The organism is Streptomyces sp. NPDC001070 (assembly GCF_053598835.1).
On the sequence record NZ_JBSFLB010000019.1, the window covers coordinates 1 to 13,911 of the forward strand.

10 protein-coding genes and 5 pseudogenes are annotated in these 13,911 nt (G+C 67.4%); 9 read left to right on the forward strand and 6 right to left on the reverse strand.

Annotation, left to right across the window (positions count from 1 at the left end):
- Together ACWDAS_RS23000 and ACWDAS_RS23005 are read left to right on the forward strand one after the other, a co-directional pair.
- A pseudogene (locus ACWDAS_RS23000) lies at positions 1 to 258 on the forward strand (MarR family transcriptional regulator); the annotation flags it as partial.
- Between the two features lie 214 nt (positions 259 to 472).
- A complete protein-coding gene (locus tag ACWDAS_RS23005; RefSeq protein WP_450393907.1) occupies positions 473 to 622 on the forward strand; it encodes a hypothetical protein in 150 nt (49 codons plus the stop codon).
- Between the two features lie 115 nt (positions 623 to 737).
- Here the strand turns inward: ACWDAS_RS23005 and ACWDAS_RS23010 are convergent.
- Both ACWDAS_RS23010 and ACWDAS_RS23015 read right to left on the reverse strand, forming a co-directional pair.
- Positions 738 to 938, reverse strand: a pseudogene (locus ACWDAS_RS23010) (IS5/IS1182 family transposase); the annotation flags it as partial.
- Positions 939 to 998: 60 nt separating this feature from the next.
- Positions 999 to 1,295: pseudogene (locus ACWDAS_RS23015) on the reverse strand (RidA family protein); the annotation flags it as partial.
- Between the two features lie 311 nt (positions 1,296 to 1,606).
- On the opposite strand from ACWDAS_RS23015, the gene ACWDAS_RS23020 reads away from it, so the two are divergent.
- The 3 genes and pseudogenes from ACWDAS_RS23020 to ACWDAS_RS23030 form a co-directional block, all read left to right on the forward strand.
- Entirely contained in the window at positions 1,607 to 1,996 is a 390-nt protein-coding gene (locus ACWDAS_RS23020) for a hypothetical protein (protein WP_450393910.1), read from the forward strand.
- Positions 1,997 to 2,530: 534 nt separating this feature from the next.
- Positions 2,531 to 3,259 (forward strand): isochorismatase family protein, encoded by a 729-nt coding sequence (locus tag ACWDAS_RS23025; RefSeq protein ID WP_450393912.1) that lies wholly within the window; start codon positions 2,531 to 2,533, stop codon positions 3,257 to 3,259.
- A 537-nt stretch (positions 3,260 to 3,796) separates the two neighbouring features.
- Positions 3,797 to 3,938, forward strand: a pseudogene (locus ACWDAS_RS23030) (IS5/IS1182 family transposase); the annotation flags it as partial.
- 91 nt (positions 3,939 to 4,029) lie between these two features.
- Here the strand turns inward: ACWDAS_RS23030 and ACWDAS_RS23035 are convergent.
- The 3 genes from ACWDAS_RS23035 to ACWDAS_RS23045 all read right to left on the reverse strand — a co-directional run bounded on the left by ACWDAS_RS23035 (position 4,030) and on the right by ACWDAS_RS23045 (position 7,292).
- Positions 4,030 to 4,977, reverse strand: coding sequence for a YcxB family protein (locus ACWDAS_RS23035; RefSeq protein ID WP_450393914.1), 948 nt, complete (start codon positions 4,975 to 4,977; stop codon positions 4,030 to 4,032).
- 574 nt (positions 4,978 to 5,551) lie between these two features.
- Complete coding sequence (locus tag ACWDAS_RS23040) at positions 5,552 to 5,983, reverse strand: Rrf2 family transcriptional regulator (protein ID WP_450393915.1); 432 nt, start codon at positions 5,981 to 5,983, stop codon at positions 5,552 to 5,554.
- Positions 5,984 to 7,118: 1,135 nt separating this feature from the next.
- A complete protein-coding gene (locus tag ACWDAS_RS23045; RefSeq protein ID WP_450394285.1) occupies positions 7,119 to 7,292 on the reverse strand; it encodes a hypothetical protein in 174 nt (57 codons plus the stop codon).
- On the opposite strand from ACWDAS_RS23045, the pseudogene ACWDAS_RS23050 reads away from it, so the two are divergent.
- Positions 7,293 to 7,427, forward strand: a pseudogene (locus ACWDAS_RS23050) (IS701 family transposase); the annotation flags it as partial.
- 823 nt (positions 7,428 to 8,250) lie between these two features.
- Here the strand turns inward: ACWDAS_RS23050 and ACWDAS_RS23055 are convergent.
- Positions 8,251 to 8,886: an RNA polymerase sigma factor gene (locus ACWDAS_RS23055; RefSeq protein WP_450393918.1), complete on the reverse strand. Its 636-nt coding sequence runs from the start codon at positions 8,884 to 8,886 to the stop codon at positions 8,251 to 8,253.
- Between the two features lie 125 nt (positions 8,887 to 9,011).
- On the opposite strand from ACWDAS_RS23055, the gene ACWDAS_RS23060 reads away from it, so the two are divergent.
- The 3 genes from ACWDAS_RS23060 to ACWDAS_RS23070 all read left to right on the forward strand — a co-directional run bounded on the left by ACWDAS_RS23060 (position 9,012) and on the right by ACWDAS_RS23070 (position 13,428).
- Complete coding sequence (locus tag ACWDAS_RS23060) at positions 9,012 to 10,016, forward strand: MerR family transcriptional regulator (RefSeq protein WP_450393920.1); 1,005 nt, start codon at positions 9,012 to 9,014, stop codon at positions 10,014 to 10,016.
- A 698-nt stretch (positions 10,017 to 10,714) separates the two neighbouring features.
- A complete protein-coding gene (locus tag ACWDAS_RS23065; RefSeq protein WP_450394267.1) occupies positions 10,715 to 11,869 on the forward strand; it encodes a lycopene cyclase family protein in 1,155 nt (384 codons plus the stop codon).
- On the forward strand, positions 11,860 to 13,428 hold the full coding sequence (locus tag ACWDAS_RS23070; protein ID WP_450393923.1) for an FAD-dependent oxidoreductase: 1,569 nt from the start codon (positions 11,860 to 11,862) through the stop codon (positions 13,426 to 13,428). Before ACWDAS_RS23065 ends, ACWDAS_RS23070 begins: the two co-directional genes overlap by 10 nt.
- Positions 13,429 to 13,911: the final 483 nt, after the last annotated feature.

A 13,911-nucleotide genomic window follows, 5' to 3' on the forward strand; every position in this document is an offset into this window, starting at 1 on the left:
GTCGACGACGAACTCTTCTACCAGGCCACGATCGCCAGCGCCCGGGCCAACGACCAGCTCGTCGCGACCGCACGCCAGGGCGTCGCCGTCCTCGGACCCCAGACCCCGGCCGCCGCCCGCCTGGAGAACATCGCCCGCTTCCTCGACTTCATCAGCGAAAGCATCACCCGCGCCGCCGAACAGGCCCGCGAAGTCCTCCACACCACACCCGAAACAACCTCCAACCACACCGCCCAACCAAGTCCGGACCACGGATAGACAGCCGTCTCGATCGTCACCGCCAGTGGTGCCCGCGCCGGAACCTTCCACCTGAGCCGACCCCATCGCGTGCCCACCAGGCGGCCTCGTTCATGCAGGGGTCAGTGAGGTCAGCAAGTCCTTCATCGCAGCTCCGTGGCTGATCGGGTGGCGGGCCGCCGGGGTACAGGGGCGGGGCACGGCCATGGCCGGCCCCAGGTCGAGCCGGGCGTCCATGTCCAGACGAAAGGTGGAAGCGCGGCCCGGGCCGGCTGCCGGCCCCGACCGCAAAGGCCTGCTCGAACTGAACGCAGTCGAGCCCGCGGAGGTCCTGACCGCCGTCGACCAATACCTTGACCGGCTGTTCATCGGGGACCGCCGCTAGGCTCGCCCGTACGAGTGAGAGGACGGGAGCCGGACCATGCCAGACGAGATCACGCTCCGCCCCGTGACCGCCGACGACCTCGACCTGTTCGAGCGCGAGTTCAGCGGGCAGCACGGGGCCGGCCCGCGGCGACCACGAGTTTGGTGTCGGCGTCGATGACGACTTGCACGTTTGCCGAAAACCGATAGTTGCGCCAGGAGACTCCGACCCTGCGGTCACGGACGGGGACCAGGGTGCCGTCCACGATCCACAGCCGTTCTATGGCGTCAGCGGGCGGTTGGGCAGGTTCGATGGCCAGGAGCGGCCGCAGCCGCTGGTCGCGGGTGGCGCCGAAGTGCTCCAGCACCCGGTCGAGGTTGTCGAGAGTCGTCCTCACCTGGAGTTCGAAGTCGCCCGCCCCGATGAAGGCCCCGGTGCTGTCGTGCGACAACTGCCCGGAAACGTAGAGCGTGTCGCCGGCCTGCACGGCCTGGCTGTACCCGTGAGGGATTCCCACGGCATACCGAAGGGGAATTCCCCGGACTAAACAGTCATGGTTCTCTCTCCGTAGTCGACTCAACCATCCCCCGCGCGGGCGGGGACGACAACTGAGACCAGCACAGCCGGGACGGTGTGACAGGACCGTCACGCGGGCAGGAACGACAGCCGCCGGCACCCCTGTCCCATGCGGCATCCACGACGGCCCGGAGCCGGCGGTGCACGATGTCCCTCACACGCCGTCCCCGACCGGCCGTCAGTAGGCGGAGCAGCGGTTCTCCTGCCGCCTCGGGGCGGACTTCATTACTGAGATTCCTGGCGTGATGTCGCCTGGAACAGCGCCGTGAACTGCGGCGACGGTTACCTTATGTGCGACATCCCGCCGAGATCATCAGTAGACGCCGTGTGCCGGGACGACCCCACACGGTTCATCCTCGAAGGCGGCCCCAACGCTCTGTAGGACCTCCTCGACCTGTGGCCGACCTCCGGCGTCGTAGGGTGTGTGTCGTGCTGCTGTACCACTACACGCGCCCTGCCGCCTGGCAGGACGTACTCGCCGAGGGGGAGATCCGGGCGTGCTGGCCCATCGATCCCAACGATATGCCCATACTGCCCCGTGTCGTCCACTTCACCAATGACCCGGACCTGGCCTCGCTCCCGGAATCGGTCCAGGACCGACCCATACGGATCACCGTTGACGTTCCCGACGAAGACGCACACGAGTGGAGCCTGTGGGCTCGGAACAACCTCCCGCCGGGCGCCTTCTCCGTCCTTGCGCCGACCCGCTTCGGCGGCAACCCAGGTGCTTGGTACATCACGGAGCGCCCCGTGTCGATGGTGGAGTGGCGAGAGGTGATTGACCTCGACACCGCGGCGCCGCTCTGGGCGCGCCCCTAGCGTTTCACCACACGTCGGGGCCGTCGCCGCGCCACTCGAACAGCCACGGGTTGCTGAGGTCGCGGGGGGTGGAGGACAGCCCGCCGCAGGAGCTCCAGGAGGTCGCGCAGGCTGTGCGCGACTTCGACGTCTCCCCCGTCGATGTGCACGTGTCGGCCGTCGCTCGCCAATGGCGGCATCACGATCACTCGGCACTCCAGGGGGCCCGGATGACCTGGGCCAGGTGGTGGCGTATCCGGGGAGGGCGGCCCCGTCCCCTGGAGACATTGCCCTCGGGGCGGGGGGCTCGGTCCCCCACGCCTCCGGCCCCCCGCCGTGCCACTCCACCTGTTGGGGTCAATAAGGGCACCCTGATCGCACTGGCCGGGTGTTTTCGCGTTCCTGGAGCTCCACGGGCGGATCGGGGCCGGATGTATCCCCACCGTCCCCACTGGCCTCATGTGTCACAGGTTGGGGGGTTCCCTGGTCGGTTGGTGCAGAGGCCGCATTCCGCGCATGTGCGGATGCGGCATTGCCCAAGAGGAGAAGCACCCCGTGCCGTACACGCCGAACGCCGGCCCCTATGACACCCTGACCCCGGAAAACGCGGTCGTTCTGCTCATCGACCACCAGATCGGGTTGATGCAGCTGATCGACGACATGCCCCCGGAGACAGCGAAGAACAACGTCATCGGCCTCGCCCGGGCCGCCAAGACCCTGGGCCTGCCCGTCATCCTCACCACCAGCCGCGACTGGGGTCCGAACGGGGCGCTGCTGCCCGAGTTGGCCTCGCTCTTCCCCGACGACGAGGTCATCCGCCGGCCCGGCGTCATCAATGCCTACCGCTGGCCTGCCTTCCGTGAGGCACTGGAGGCCACCGGCCGCAGGAAGGTCATCATCGCGGCCGTCACCGACGCGACCTGCCTGTCGTTCCCGTCCCTGGACATGGTCCTGGACGGCTACGAGGTGCACGCCGTCATCGACGCCTCCGGCGCCGAGGCCCCCGGTGAGATCGTCCGCGATGCAGTCGTGGCGAACCTTTCGCGGGCCGGTGTGAACATCAAGTCGTGGTTCGGCGTGGTGGCCGAGCTCATCGCCGACTGGCGCCGCGACGAGGCCCAGGGCTGGCCGCTCGCCGTCGGGGCGGTCCACGACCACCTGCCCAGCTGGGGCTACCTCCTGGACACCGACATGGCCTACGGGACCGGGCGGATGACCGCGCCCGAATGGTTTAAGGAGGGCCAGTCCGAGCCGACCCGCCGCACCCAGGCCATGGGTGCCTGAGGGCACAGTGGGTGACCCGTCCGGCGCCGACACGGAACCAGGCCACTGACGCAGGCCGTTACCGCGGTTCCCGCTGAATCGTGAGCCAATGCCCCCGTCGCCGAGCGAGTTCCGTTGCGAGGAGCAGGGCGAGACGCTCGGCCGGGGTTTGCCGGCAGAGCGTCTCGCCCTTGTGCGTCCGCTGAGTTCGGTGCGTCGTCGACTGCGGCCTCGGCACTGGGTTCCTCCCCTGCCCCGGCAGTCGTGCGGTTGCCCGGCACCTCCTTGCGCGGTTTGACGGTCGAGGGCCCCTGCCTCATGTCGCCGAAGCAGCACGGTCCGCAGCCACACGTCTTTGGACTCGGCGGGGTGGTGTCGCAGGCGTTACGGACCCCTGGCTCTACCGCGAGGCTTCGACGCAGGGACACGGGTCCCCTTACACGACCCCGTGGGTGACCAGCGACCTCGACGAGGGCCGGCCGTTGAAAGCTCGATGTGTGGTTCGACGTGTCTGGCAGACGCGACCGGACCTGGTCGGCCAGAGCACGAGCGAGCGCACGGCACCGACTGTGGTCGGCCGACGGAACATGGGAACGTCTGCTGCAGCAGGTCCAAGCCGCAGCCGACGCCGCGGGTGACATCGACTGGTCCATCGTGAGCGTGGACTTCACCGTGTGTAGAGCCCACCCACGTCGCCGGACTGCTTCGTCGACGTCGCCCACACCATCGAGATCTTCGGCACCTGCGGTGGCTGCGCCGCGCAGCCGCCGAGGAGTGGGCTCCGGGCCCGCTCAGAAGTGGTAGCAGGCGTAGTCGCCGTCGGGGCCCCGGGCGATCCGGTCCGAGCCCCAGCAGTGCAGCATCGGCCCGATGCGGTAGACGGCGGCGCCGCCGACCAGCAGCACGGCTGCGGCGAGCACCGCGGTCACGATCCGCATCACCTTCATCCGGCGTACGACCCACCACGCGCGGGCGACGGCCGGCACCCCCAGGATCAGGGCGATGGCCGAGACCGGCGCGTTGTTGTGCTGGAGCCCGGGGAAGGCATCTGGATCCACGGCCTTCTGGACGGCGGCGTAGGCGAAGAAGAGCAGCACCAGCCCGAGGAGCAGCAGCCCGACGGAGCCCGCTCCGCGCCTGACGTCCCGGCCCCGGCTCGGCGTCCTGTCGGCTTCCGGCGCCGCGGCGGCATCCGCGCGTACGAGGTGCCGACCGAAGATCGCCCGCAGCCGGTCCGCATCCTCCGGGTTGCTCAGACCCCGCTTGGGCAGGACGCCGACGCCGACGGCGGACTTGTCGGCGCTGAGCAGCACGAACAGCTCCGGGGTCTCGGCATAGCGCGGGTAGAGGTGCCACTCGAGGGTGGCCGAGCTGTGGGCGCTGGTGAGGCAGATCCCCGTGTCGTCGACGACGGCGCGGAAGTCGCCCTGCCGCTCGCTGAGCCGGTGGAACTGGCGGGCCTGCAGCCGCGGCCCGGCGGTCACGAAGGCGACGACGGCCACCAGCGCCAGGTACAGCTGCCACGGTGTGTCACGCCGGCCGTCGCCGAGCGTCGACAGAAGGACTCCGACGGCCGTGACCACCAGCGTGTAGATCAGCAGCCTACGCCGGAAACGGCCCGCTCTGGTGACCTTCGCCCGGGTGCGGATCGCTGCCCCAAGGTCGTCGACGGTGAGCCGGTAGGCCAGCTCCACCGGTCTCTCCGCGACGGCGTTCGTCGCTTCCCGGCCCTCGGCCATGTCCCCTCCCCGGTTCGGTGATCAACCGGATCGTAGCGCCGGGGAGGGAGGCGAGATGCTCGGGGTCGGGAGGCAGTTCTGAGAGCGTCGCCGCCCTGGCCGTGACCTGCTGGAACCGTGCTTACCGCTACAGTAGTCGCTGTTCCGTTGTTCCCCGAGGCCGAAGACATTCGGGACGCCAGTGGGCAGAAGCGCCGCTACCGAGTCGGCGACCGCCTCGCGGAGGGGTGGGTGGAATCCTCACCCCCGCGGAGCCCTCAACGAGCACCTACTATCTCTCCGGGTAACTCGTGTTGCGACGACCGGTTGAGTCCAAGCAGTACACCAGCCGCACGTTCGCCGACGCCTGCCGCGCGTCCGGCATCCGGCATCCGGCATCCGGCATCCGGCAGCCCATGAGCGCGATCGGCAGCTCGGCGGACAACGCGCTCGCTGAATCCTTCAACGCGACGTTCAAACGCGAGACGCTCCAGGGCCGCAAGCACTGGCCCCAGCGACCGTCGAGTCGGAAAGTGCTGGTAGAGCGTCGCGTTGGCGACACCGGTCCGTCGCCGCTTCCAACTTCCCCCGGCGGCTACCTCTGCTGGGCGAGAACGTCACGCAGAACACCCGCGATGGTGGTCTGAGACAACTCTTGCTGCATCTGCGATTCCAGGCCGCTGTAGACGCGCTGCAAGGCAGGCTGGATCCCGAAGCCCACGGAGCACTCCGAGTTCGGCGGCGTGCTGTGCATACCGAACAGCCCTCCACCTTCGACAGCCAGGTACACCTCGAGCAAGGTGATCTCCGCGGGTTCCCGCGCCAAGACCCAGCCAGCCCCCGCCCCCCTTCTGGACTCCACCAACCCAGCTCTACGAAGATCGCCCAAGCATCTACGGATCACCACGGGGTTTGTGTTGACGCTCCCTGCGATGCGCTCCGAGGTGGCCACCTCGTTGTTCTGCCGGTCTAGAGACATCCAGGTCAGCACGTGTACCGCGATGGTCATTCTGCTGTTCGCGCTCACCTTGTGGACCTCCTCGTCCGACGAGCCTCCCGCCCCGCTTCCACCTAGGCAATCGTAACGGATAAAGTTACATTCCCCGCTATCCAGTCGGCGACCCAGGCGGCACTGCCAGTACGGCCATATCAGGGCTTCGGGCTCTTGCCGCATCAACACGGCCACCGATCGGACGACACCACGCACCTTCCAAGGTCGAACAGGTCGTGTTGCATGGTGGCCCGCTTCAGGTCTGTATCAGGTGCACCCCGGCGCACACCAACGTGATCGACTGCACCGCCGATAAGGGATGCCGTCTGGTACGTCTACGAGATACCGCGGCCCATTTATGGACTATGCATCGCAAAACTATCCAAAAGACCCAAGGGGCACAGTGCGATAAACGCCGCCATAATAAAAATGTTAGGCGGGTGGTGACACTTGATCTTGGATTGGCGGTTCAACGCGCTGCGAGGCCCCGACGGACGCCGTCGAAATCGCTGCGATGCCGACCCGTGGTCGACAGAGTAGTGCAGTCACTGGGGGTCCGAGGCGGCCGCTGCGAACAGCGCACACCTGTGCCATTGGAGCCGCTCATCTGCATCCGCAGGCTGCCGGAGCAGGAAGCCTATGTGGGGCTGTCCATCTTCCGATGCGGTGCCTGTCCGCTCGCGCGGGATGTCGAGCGTTCACGGCTTCGCTCATACGTGCCAGGAGTCATGGTGATCGCTTATAGCTCCGTCAGTGACCACGGGGGGCCCAAGCACTGCCGTGATTGCCAGAGCGCGCAGGCCGCTGTTATAGAGGAACTCGCATACCTGGTGGACGGGGTGTCCCGCTACACGAATACCACACCAGAAGCGGTACTGGCAGGCATATCCGATGAATTGCTGTTTGGCTTCTTCCTAACGCGTGTGCGCCGCATGCTCAGAGGTGCAGGCCGGGCGGGCTGACGAGCTCTGGACACTGCACGTAGGATATTGACGGTCCATCTCCTCGACCGCGTGACAATTGTCATCGGGGCCACACGCGGCCTGGGCCTTGCACTCTCGGCCTCTGAAGTCCTACTCGAGGCCCTCAAGCAAGGTAACTACTCGGGGAACGGCCCGTACGGTCATCACTGTCGACGTGCTGGTGGATCTCGGTCGTGCGGATGGCACGGTCAGATGCCGGCGCCGGCAGCGCGGGCTGCTGCCCTGCCTATGCGGCGCAGCGTCCAGCTGCGCATCTCGTGCAGGTGGGCCGCATGGCGGAGTGTTGCGGCGCCGATCGCTATGCCGGCTGCTGCGGGCGCACCGCCGGCCCACCAGCCGCCCAGGGCGGTTGCTGCGTTCACGAGTTGGTGCGAATCGCCGGGACGCGGTGGGCGATCGAGGAGTGCTTCCAGGCCGCGAGGAACGAGTGCGGCCTGGATCAGTACGAAGTCCGTCGCTACGTGGGCTGGTACCGGCACATCACTTTGGCCATGCTCACGCAGCCTTCCTGGCCGACACGGCGCACCAGGTCGAGGGAAAGGGGGCGGCACCGGTGGGACACCGGGGCAATCGAGTTCACAGTGACGGAGGTTCGGCGACTCCTCGCATCGCTTGTCGAAGCTTGCGAGGAGCTACGGAGAGTCGGCTTCATGGAAAACAAGGGCCGGCCGAGCGGCTGTGCACGGCCCGCTTACGGCCAACTGATCTTGGCGCCCCACACAGCGCCTCCTGCGACAAGGAGCACGCAGGCAGCAAGCAGCCACATGCGGTAGCGCGGCCGACGGCGCGGGACCGCAGTCGGGGCAGCACAAGACGTTCGACCTGAGTCGTCATCCAGATGGTCCGTGATGTTCTGCCAGATCCGCTCTGGGGGCAGGGTGAGCGGTCCGGCAGACGTAGGTCGCCCGGCCCGCACGACGCGCCGCAGGGATTCAAGCTCTCTTAGGCACCTGCCGCACTGCCGCACATGAGCCCCGACCAGGCGTGTTTGCTCGGGCGTCGATTCGCCGAGCGCAAGGTCAGCAAGAGTGCCGGTATCAAGGTGCGTCATTGGTGCCTGCCCTCCGAGGCCAGCCAACCAGCGTGGAGCGGGCTGGGCATGGGCACCAGGCCTGAAAAGTCGGCAGTCCTGTCATGGATTACTACACAACCATCTTCTTCCTGTAGGCCCACTGCGGATGCACGGCAGGTACTCGTTACGACGAAAGGGAGTCATGCAGACTGCGGCCCGGGGCGGCTCCGGGCCCGCCGCGTCGCTGCTGAGGCAGCCCCTCGAGCCGCGTCCATCGTCCCCGCCGCCACAGGTGTGGCGTCACGACATCACTGATCAAGCGGGACGGCGTCGAGCTTGTGCCGCAAGCGGATCAGGCCGCGGCGGGCATGGCTCTTGACGGTGCCCAAGGCCAGACCGGTCCGCTCGGCGATCTGAATGTGGGTGAGGTCCTCATAGAAGGCCAGGCGGAGCACCTCGCGCTGCGAAGCGGGGAGCCTGGCCAGTTCGTGTTCGACGAGAACCTGGTCGATGATCTGATCGGCCAGGGCAGGGGGAGTGGGTACGGCCACGGCAGTGATCATGGCATCGGCCAGATAGCGCCTTCTCGTGCGGGCACTCAGCGCATCCGCGATCTTCTTCTTGGCGATGCCCACAAGCCAGGCGGGCAGTGCCGCGCGCTCGGCGCGGTAGGTGTGGCGTCCGCGCCATGCTCCGAGGAAGACCTGCTGAGTCACGTCCTCGGCTTCTGCCGGGTCTCCCAGAGCGCGGGTGGCGAGAGAGTAGATCAAGCTCCCCCAGCGGTGATAAGCAGCGGCAAGGCATTGCTCGTCGCCACGTACGATGCCGGCGGCCAATTCGTCGTCCGGCAACTGTTCGCCGGACAGGCCCGCAGTGGCCGGAACCCCGGCCGTGGGTGCCGCACTGGCACGGACGCTGATGCAGGTATCCGACAGAGCAGTCATGTGATCCCTCCGCAGGTGGGCCGGCTAAATCGCGCAGGTCTCTCATCACGATCCGGCAGTGACCATGGCAGTCCGAAAGCGCTCGGGACACAACTCGCATCGTTTGTGCGTCGTATTCTGGAGGGGTGGCTACAGACACGGGCGAAGGTCGGGAGACTACGGAAATCACGGAACACGGCGGGCTCAGCACGGGTGCCGTCGCGCGGCAGCTGGGCGTGGCCCCGACCACCATCCGATCTTGGGACCGTCGCTACGGCCTGGGGCCGGCATCACGCGAGGGCGGAAGGCATCGCCGCTGGTCAGCGGGCGACATCGCCGTTCTGGAGCGCATGTGCAGTCTTACGGCAACAGGAGTACCCCCGGGTGAAGCAGCCCGTCAGGCACTGGCCGAGGACCGCCATCGTCGTCCCCATGAGGCGGCGCCTGCGGAATCGTCTTCTCCAGTGATCAGACGGGGGGCACCAGGCGGCCACAGTTTGCCCTTGGGTACGGTGCGGGCAGAGTGCCGTGGCCTTGCCCGTGCAGCTGTGCGTCTGGACAGTCCTGAGGTGGAGCGACTCCTGACCGCAGCACTCACTGACCTTGATCTGGTCGAGGCATGGGATGAGATCATCATTCCTGCCTTGCGTGCCGTGGGCCGTAAGTGGGCCTCTTCCGGCGAACGCTACGTGGAGGTGGAACACCTGCTGTCTTGGCATGTCTCCAGCGCGCTGCGGCGAGTCACCGCCCAGGACAGGCCAAAACCGGGCGGCCGGCCGGTGCTGCTGGCCTGCGCACCCGGCGAGCAGCACACCCTGCCACTGGAAGCGGTGGCTGCCGGACTTTCGCAGCGCGGTATCCCGGTGCGCATGTTCGGAGCCGCCGTTCCTGCCGGAGCGTTGTTTGAGGCTGTCCGTCGGCTGGGACCGGTAGCCGTGGTGGTGTGGTCACAGGGCAGATCGACCGCCCAGCGTGAATTGGCAGCCGTGTTGTGCGCCAGTGAGTGGGGCGTCAGCGGAGCACGGACGGCTCCGGCGGTAGTACTCGCGGGACCGGGCTGGGCGACACATGCCAGACACCTCGGCGGCAGTCTCCGCCCCCACAGCCTGAAAGACGCACTCGATCTGCTGACGGGACTGGGTACGTCCTGATCCCCGCCGCAGAAGAGGCGGGCGCATCCATGCGGCGACTCCGCGGTGAACAGCCAAGGCACCCAGGAAACGCGCAGAACGGGTAAGAGAGCCGGAAGGCCGGCCTGCAAAGCCAGGATTCCCGGATTCCGGTGGCGGGAGCCATCGGCGTGATCGGCACTGTCCTTGCAGACGCCCTCTACAGTGCGGGAGCGCACCTGGCCATCGCAGGGCGCAGTGCTCCGCGGCTGGCGGACCGGGCATGCCGCTGGGGTGAATGTCCCGCCCTGAGCTTTGACGCCTACGACCTCGCAGCGTGCGCCGAGCTTCCGGCAAAGGCATCGCAGCGGCTGCAGGGCCTGGACGCTGTGGTCACGGTCTTCGGGCAGTGGCCTTCGGGCCGGTCCAAAGCGTCAGTGATGAGATCGTTGAGCATCTGACGATGGTGAACGCCCTGGCCCCAATGGCTGTCCTGCGTGGCGCTCTCCAGTATCTGGGGTCCGGTGGCGTGATGGAAGCGATCACCGCGACAGCCGTCGACCGCCCGCAGCCAGGGCTGGCCGGCCCGGAGACGGTTGTGTCGAGATCTTTGCATCCGGCATGCCTGAAGCGACGGAAGGACCAATGATCGCGGTCATCCCGCGTACCGCTCCGGAGGGACTGCCGTGCATCGATCCGACACCGCCGATGTCGTTATCGTGGGAGCAGGCGCCGCTGGTTTGTCCCTCGCACGTCGCCTGACACGACCGCCGGAGTCATCCGCCGCCACCCCCTCGTTGATCCTCGTGGAGCCACCAGCTGGATCGTCCGTGCGGTCTGCATCGCGTACTTGGTGCTTTTGGGACGACGACCCTGGTGAGTACGACGAACTGGTCACCGCCAGTTGGCGGCACATACGAATCACCGATCGCAATGGCGCGAGCACAACGGCATCGCTCCCCCGCGCCTACAAGATGATCCGCTCGGTGGACTTTGTCCACAACATCGGCTCAGCGCTGCGTGATCGGCCCGAGGTGCGGTGGGTGGAAGCGACGGTCACTGCGGTCCGCGACATCCAGGGGGGCGCCGAGGTCAGCGCGGTGGACGCTGCAGGACGGAGCGTGCGGCTAACCGGCCGCTGGGTCTTCGACTCCAGGCCGCCGCAGGAACTGCCGGCCGCCCGCACCGCGTTGCTGCAGCACTTCCGGGGCTGGTTCGTAACCACACAAGCGGAGCGATTCGATCCGGCTGTCGCCGATCTGATGGACTTCCGCACTGGGCAGCCCGACCAGGGCCTGTCCTTCGTCTACACGCTGCCGATCAGCACCCGTCAGGCGCTCGTGGAGTACACCGAGTTTTCCGGCGCGCCGCTTTCTGAGGCGGCTTACGATGCGGCACTCGACCACTACGCACGCCGCGTGCGCTCCCTCGGCCCTTTCACCGTCACAGCGGTGGAGCAAGGCGTCATCCCTATGACCGACGGCTCCTTTCCGCGCCAGGTGGGCAGCAGGGTGTTCCGTGTCGGCGTCGCTGGAGGAGCAACTCGTCCATCGACAGGCTATGCCTTCGCTGCGATCCAGCGGCAGTCGGCGGCTGCCGCGGATGCACTGCACGCCGGCCGTACTCCCCTGCCCCCGATGCCTCATACGGCCCGGCACCGGCTGATGGACGCCGTCATGCTGCGTGCCTTGGCAACCGGTCGGGTCGGAGGGGCAGCCTTCTTCGAGGAACTGTTCCGCCGTAATCCGGCCGAGCGGGTCGTGAGGTTCCTGGACGGTGCTTCGTCTTTGCGTGACGAGTGGGCCATCGGCTTGAGTACCCCGGTCCTACCCATGCTGCGCTCCCTTGCGGAACTACCCTTGCTTCCCCGTCGAAAGGCCACGACGTGTTCCTGACCCACCCGTACCGTCTGGCCCATCGTGGCCGGGACCGCCGAGCGGTGCTGTGGCCGGCCACCGACGGCATCGCCTGCGCGCCCGCACCGGGTCCCCGTGTAGCTGTCGTGGGCGGCGGCATCGCCGGCCTGGCCGCCGCCACCGCCCTGGCCGAACGAGGCGTTAGGGTCGACCTGCTGGAACAAGACAGCGCGCTCGGTGGCCGGGTTTCCGGGTGGCCGACGACACTGGCAGACGGTTCAACGGCCACTATGAGCCGAGGCTTCCACGCCTTCTTCCGTCAGTACTACAACCTGCGGCAACTGTTGCGCCGCATCGACCCGGACTTGAGCATGCTGCGTCCGCTGGCCGACTACCCCCTACAGCGCGGTAAAGCCCGTGACAGCTTCCGGCATGTGCCCAGGACACCCCCTTGGAGCGTTATGGGCTTCGTCGCGCTCAGCCCGAGCTTCACCTGGTCGGGACTGGCCGGGATGAATCCCCGCCAGGCGCTGGCCCTGCTGGACGTGCGCGTTCCCGACGTGTACGAACGGCTCGACCACGTCAGCGCGGCCGAATATCTGGACCGGGTCCGCTTCCCCGAGGACGCCCGGCACCTGGCATTCGAGGTTTTTTCGCGCAGCTTCTTCGCCGATCCCCACCAGTTGTCGGCGGCCGAACTGGTCTTGATGTTCCACGTCTATTTTCTCGGCTCCTCCGAAGGCCTGCTCTTCGATGTACCTCGCGAGCCCTATCCGCAGGCTCTGTGGGATCCGCTGGCCGCGTATCTGTGCCGGCTCGGCACCACCGTCGAAACCGGCACGCGGGTCGTGGCAGTACAGCCCGACGGGAGCGGCTTCCGCGTGACCCGTACCTGTGCGAACTCACCGGACTCACAACCTCGGGAGGAGCCGTACGACGGGGTCGTGCTCGCTCTCGACAGCCGGGGACTGCGGAGCGTGGTTGCTGCCTCACCGGATCTGGTGGATGCCCACTGGCGCGCTCGCGTCCAAAGGCTGCGCCAGGCACCGCCTTTCCTGGTCTCCCGATACTGGCTGGACCGCCCGGTCCGTGCCGACCGGCCAGGCTTCCTCGGCACCAGCGGGTACGGGCCCGTCGACAACATCAGCGTCCTCAACCGGTGGGAGGGCGAAGCAGCCCGTTGGGCCGAGGCCACCGGCGGCTCCGTGGTGGAACTTCATGCGTACGCCGTCGACCCCACGGCCGAGCGGGGCGCCGTGGAGGCCGCGATGATCCGAGAACTCGCCCGGGTCTACCCCGAGTGCGCTGACGCACGCGTAATCGACACGCGCCATGAGTGGCGGGATGACTGTCCGCTCTTCCCCGTCGGAGGCTACGCTGACCGGCCCGGCGTCCGCACCGGCCACCCGCGGCTGGTGCTCGCGGGTGACATGGTGCGTTCGAGGCTGCCAGTCGCGCTGATGGAACGAGCCGCTACCACCGGCTTCCAGGCAGCCAACGCGCTCTTGGAGAGCTGGGGCATCCTCGGGCACCCCTTGTGGTCGGTACCGATACAGGGACGGTACGCCGGCATGCGGGCGCTGGCCCGACTCGGCTGAGACCCGGGAACAGGCCCCAGGTTTTCCCCTACGAGCCGGGGCAATCCAGCTCACACGCGGAGAGTGACCAGGTACGTTGCCGCCACACTGCGGCGCAGGCCGGCTTGACGTGACCCATCCAGCGGGCCGGTGGGTGCCGAGGCTCCACGGAGGGCCATACGGTGCTGCACGTGCGGCTCGTCGTGGTTTACCCAGCCGACCATGACGGCATCCCCAGCGCGGCACGGTCCGGCATGCGCCAGACGGTCGGAGTCGCCATCGTGCCAATGGTCCACCCGTTATCGCGAAGGCTTCGGTCAGGAAGGCGACTGCCGCACCTCGCGGTAGCCGCGGTTGCGAACAACCGGAGGTCTGTGTTTTCCCATCATTCTGTCCATCACCAGGCGGTCTCGAAGTGGCCAGGGCGAGAGCCAGGCATGGAAGGCAGGACCGTGCAGGCAACACGTTGCATGAAAAAGTCGCTGCATCCGGCCTACGAGTCTA

What these genes read in the sequence shown, in the direction of transcription:
- ACWDAS_RS23005 (WP_450393907.1), top strand. Translation starts at nt 473, where the DNA reads ATGTCCAGACGAAAGGTGGAAGCGCGGCCCGGGCCGGCTGCCGGCCCC.
- ACWDAS_RS23035 (WP_450393914.1), bottom strand. Translation starts at nt 4,977, where the DNA reads ATGGCCGAGGGCCGGGAAGCGACGAACGCCGTCGCGGAGAGACCGGTG.
- ACWDAS_RS23055 (WP_450393918.1), bottom strand. Translation starts at nt 8,886, where the DNA reads ATGACTGCTCTGTCGGATACCTGCATCAGCGTCCGTGCCAGTGCGGCA.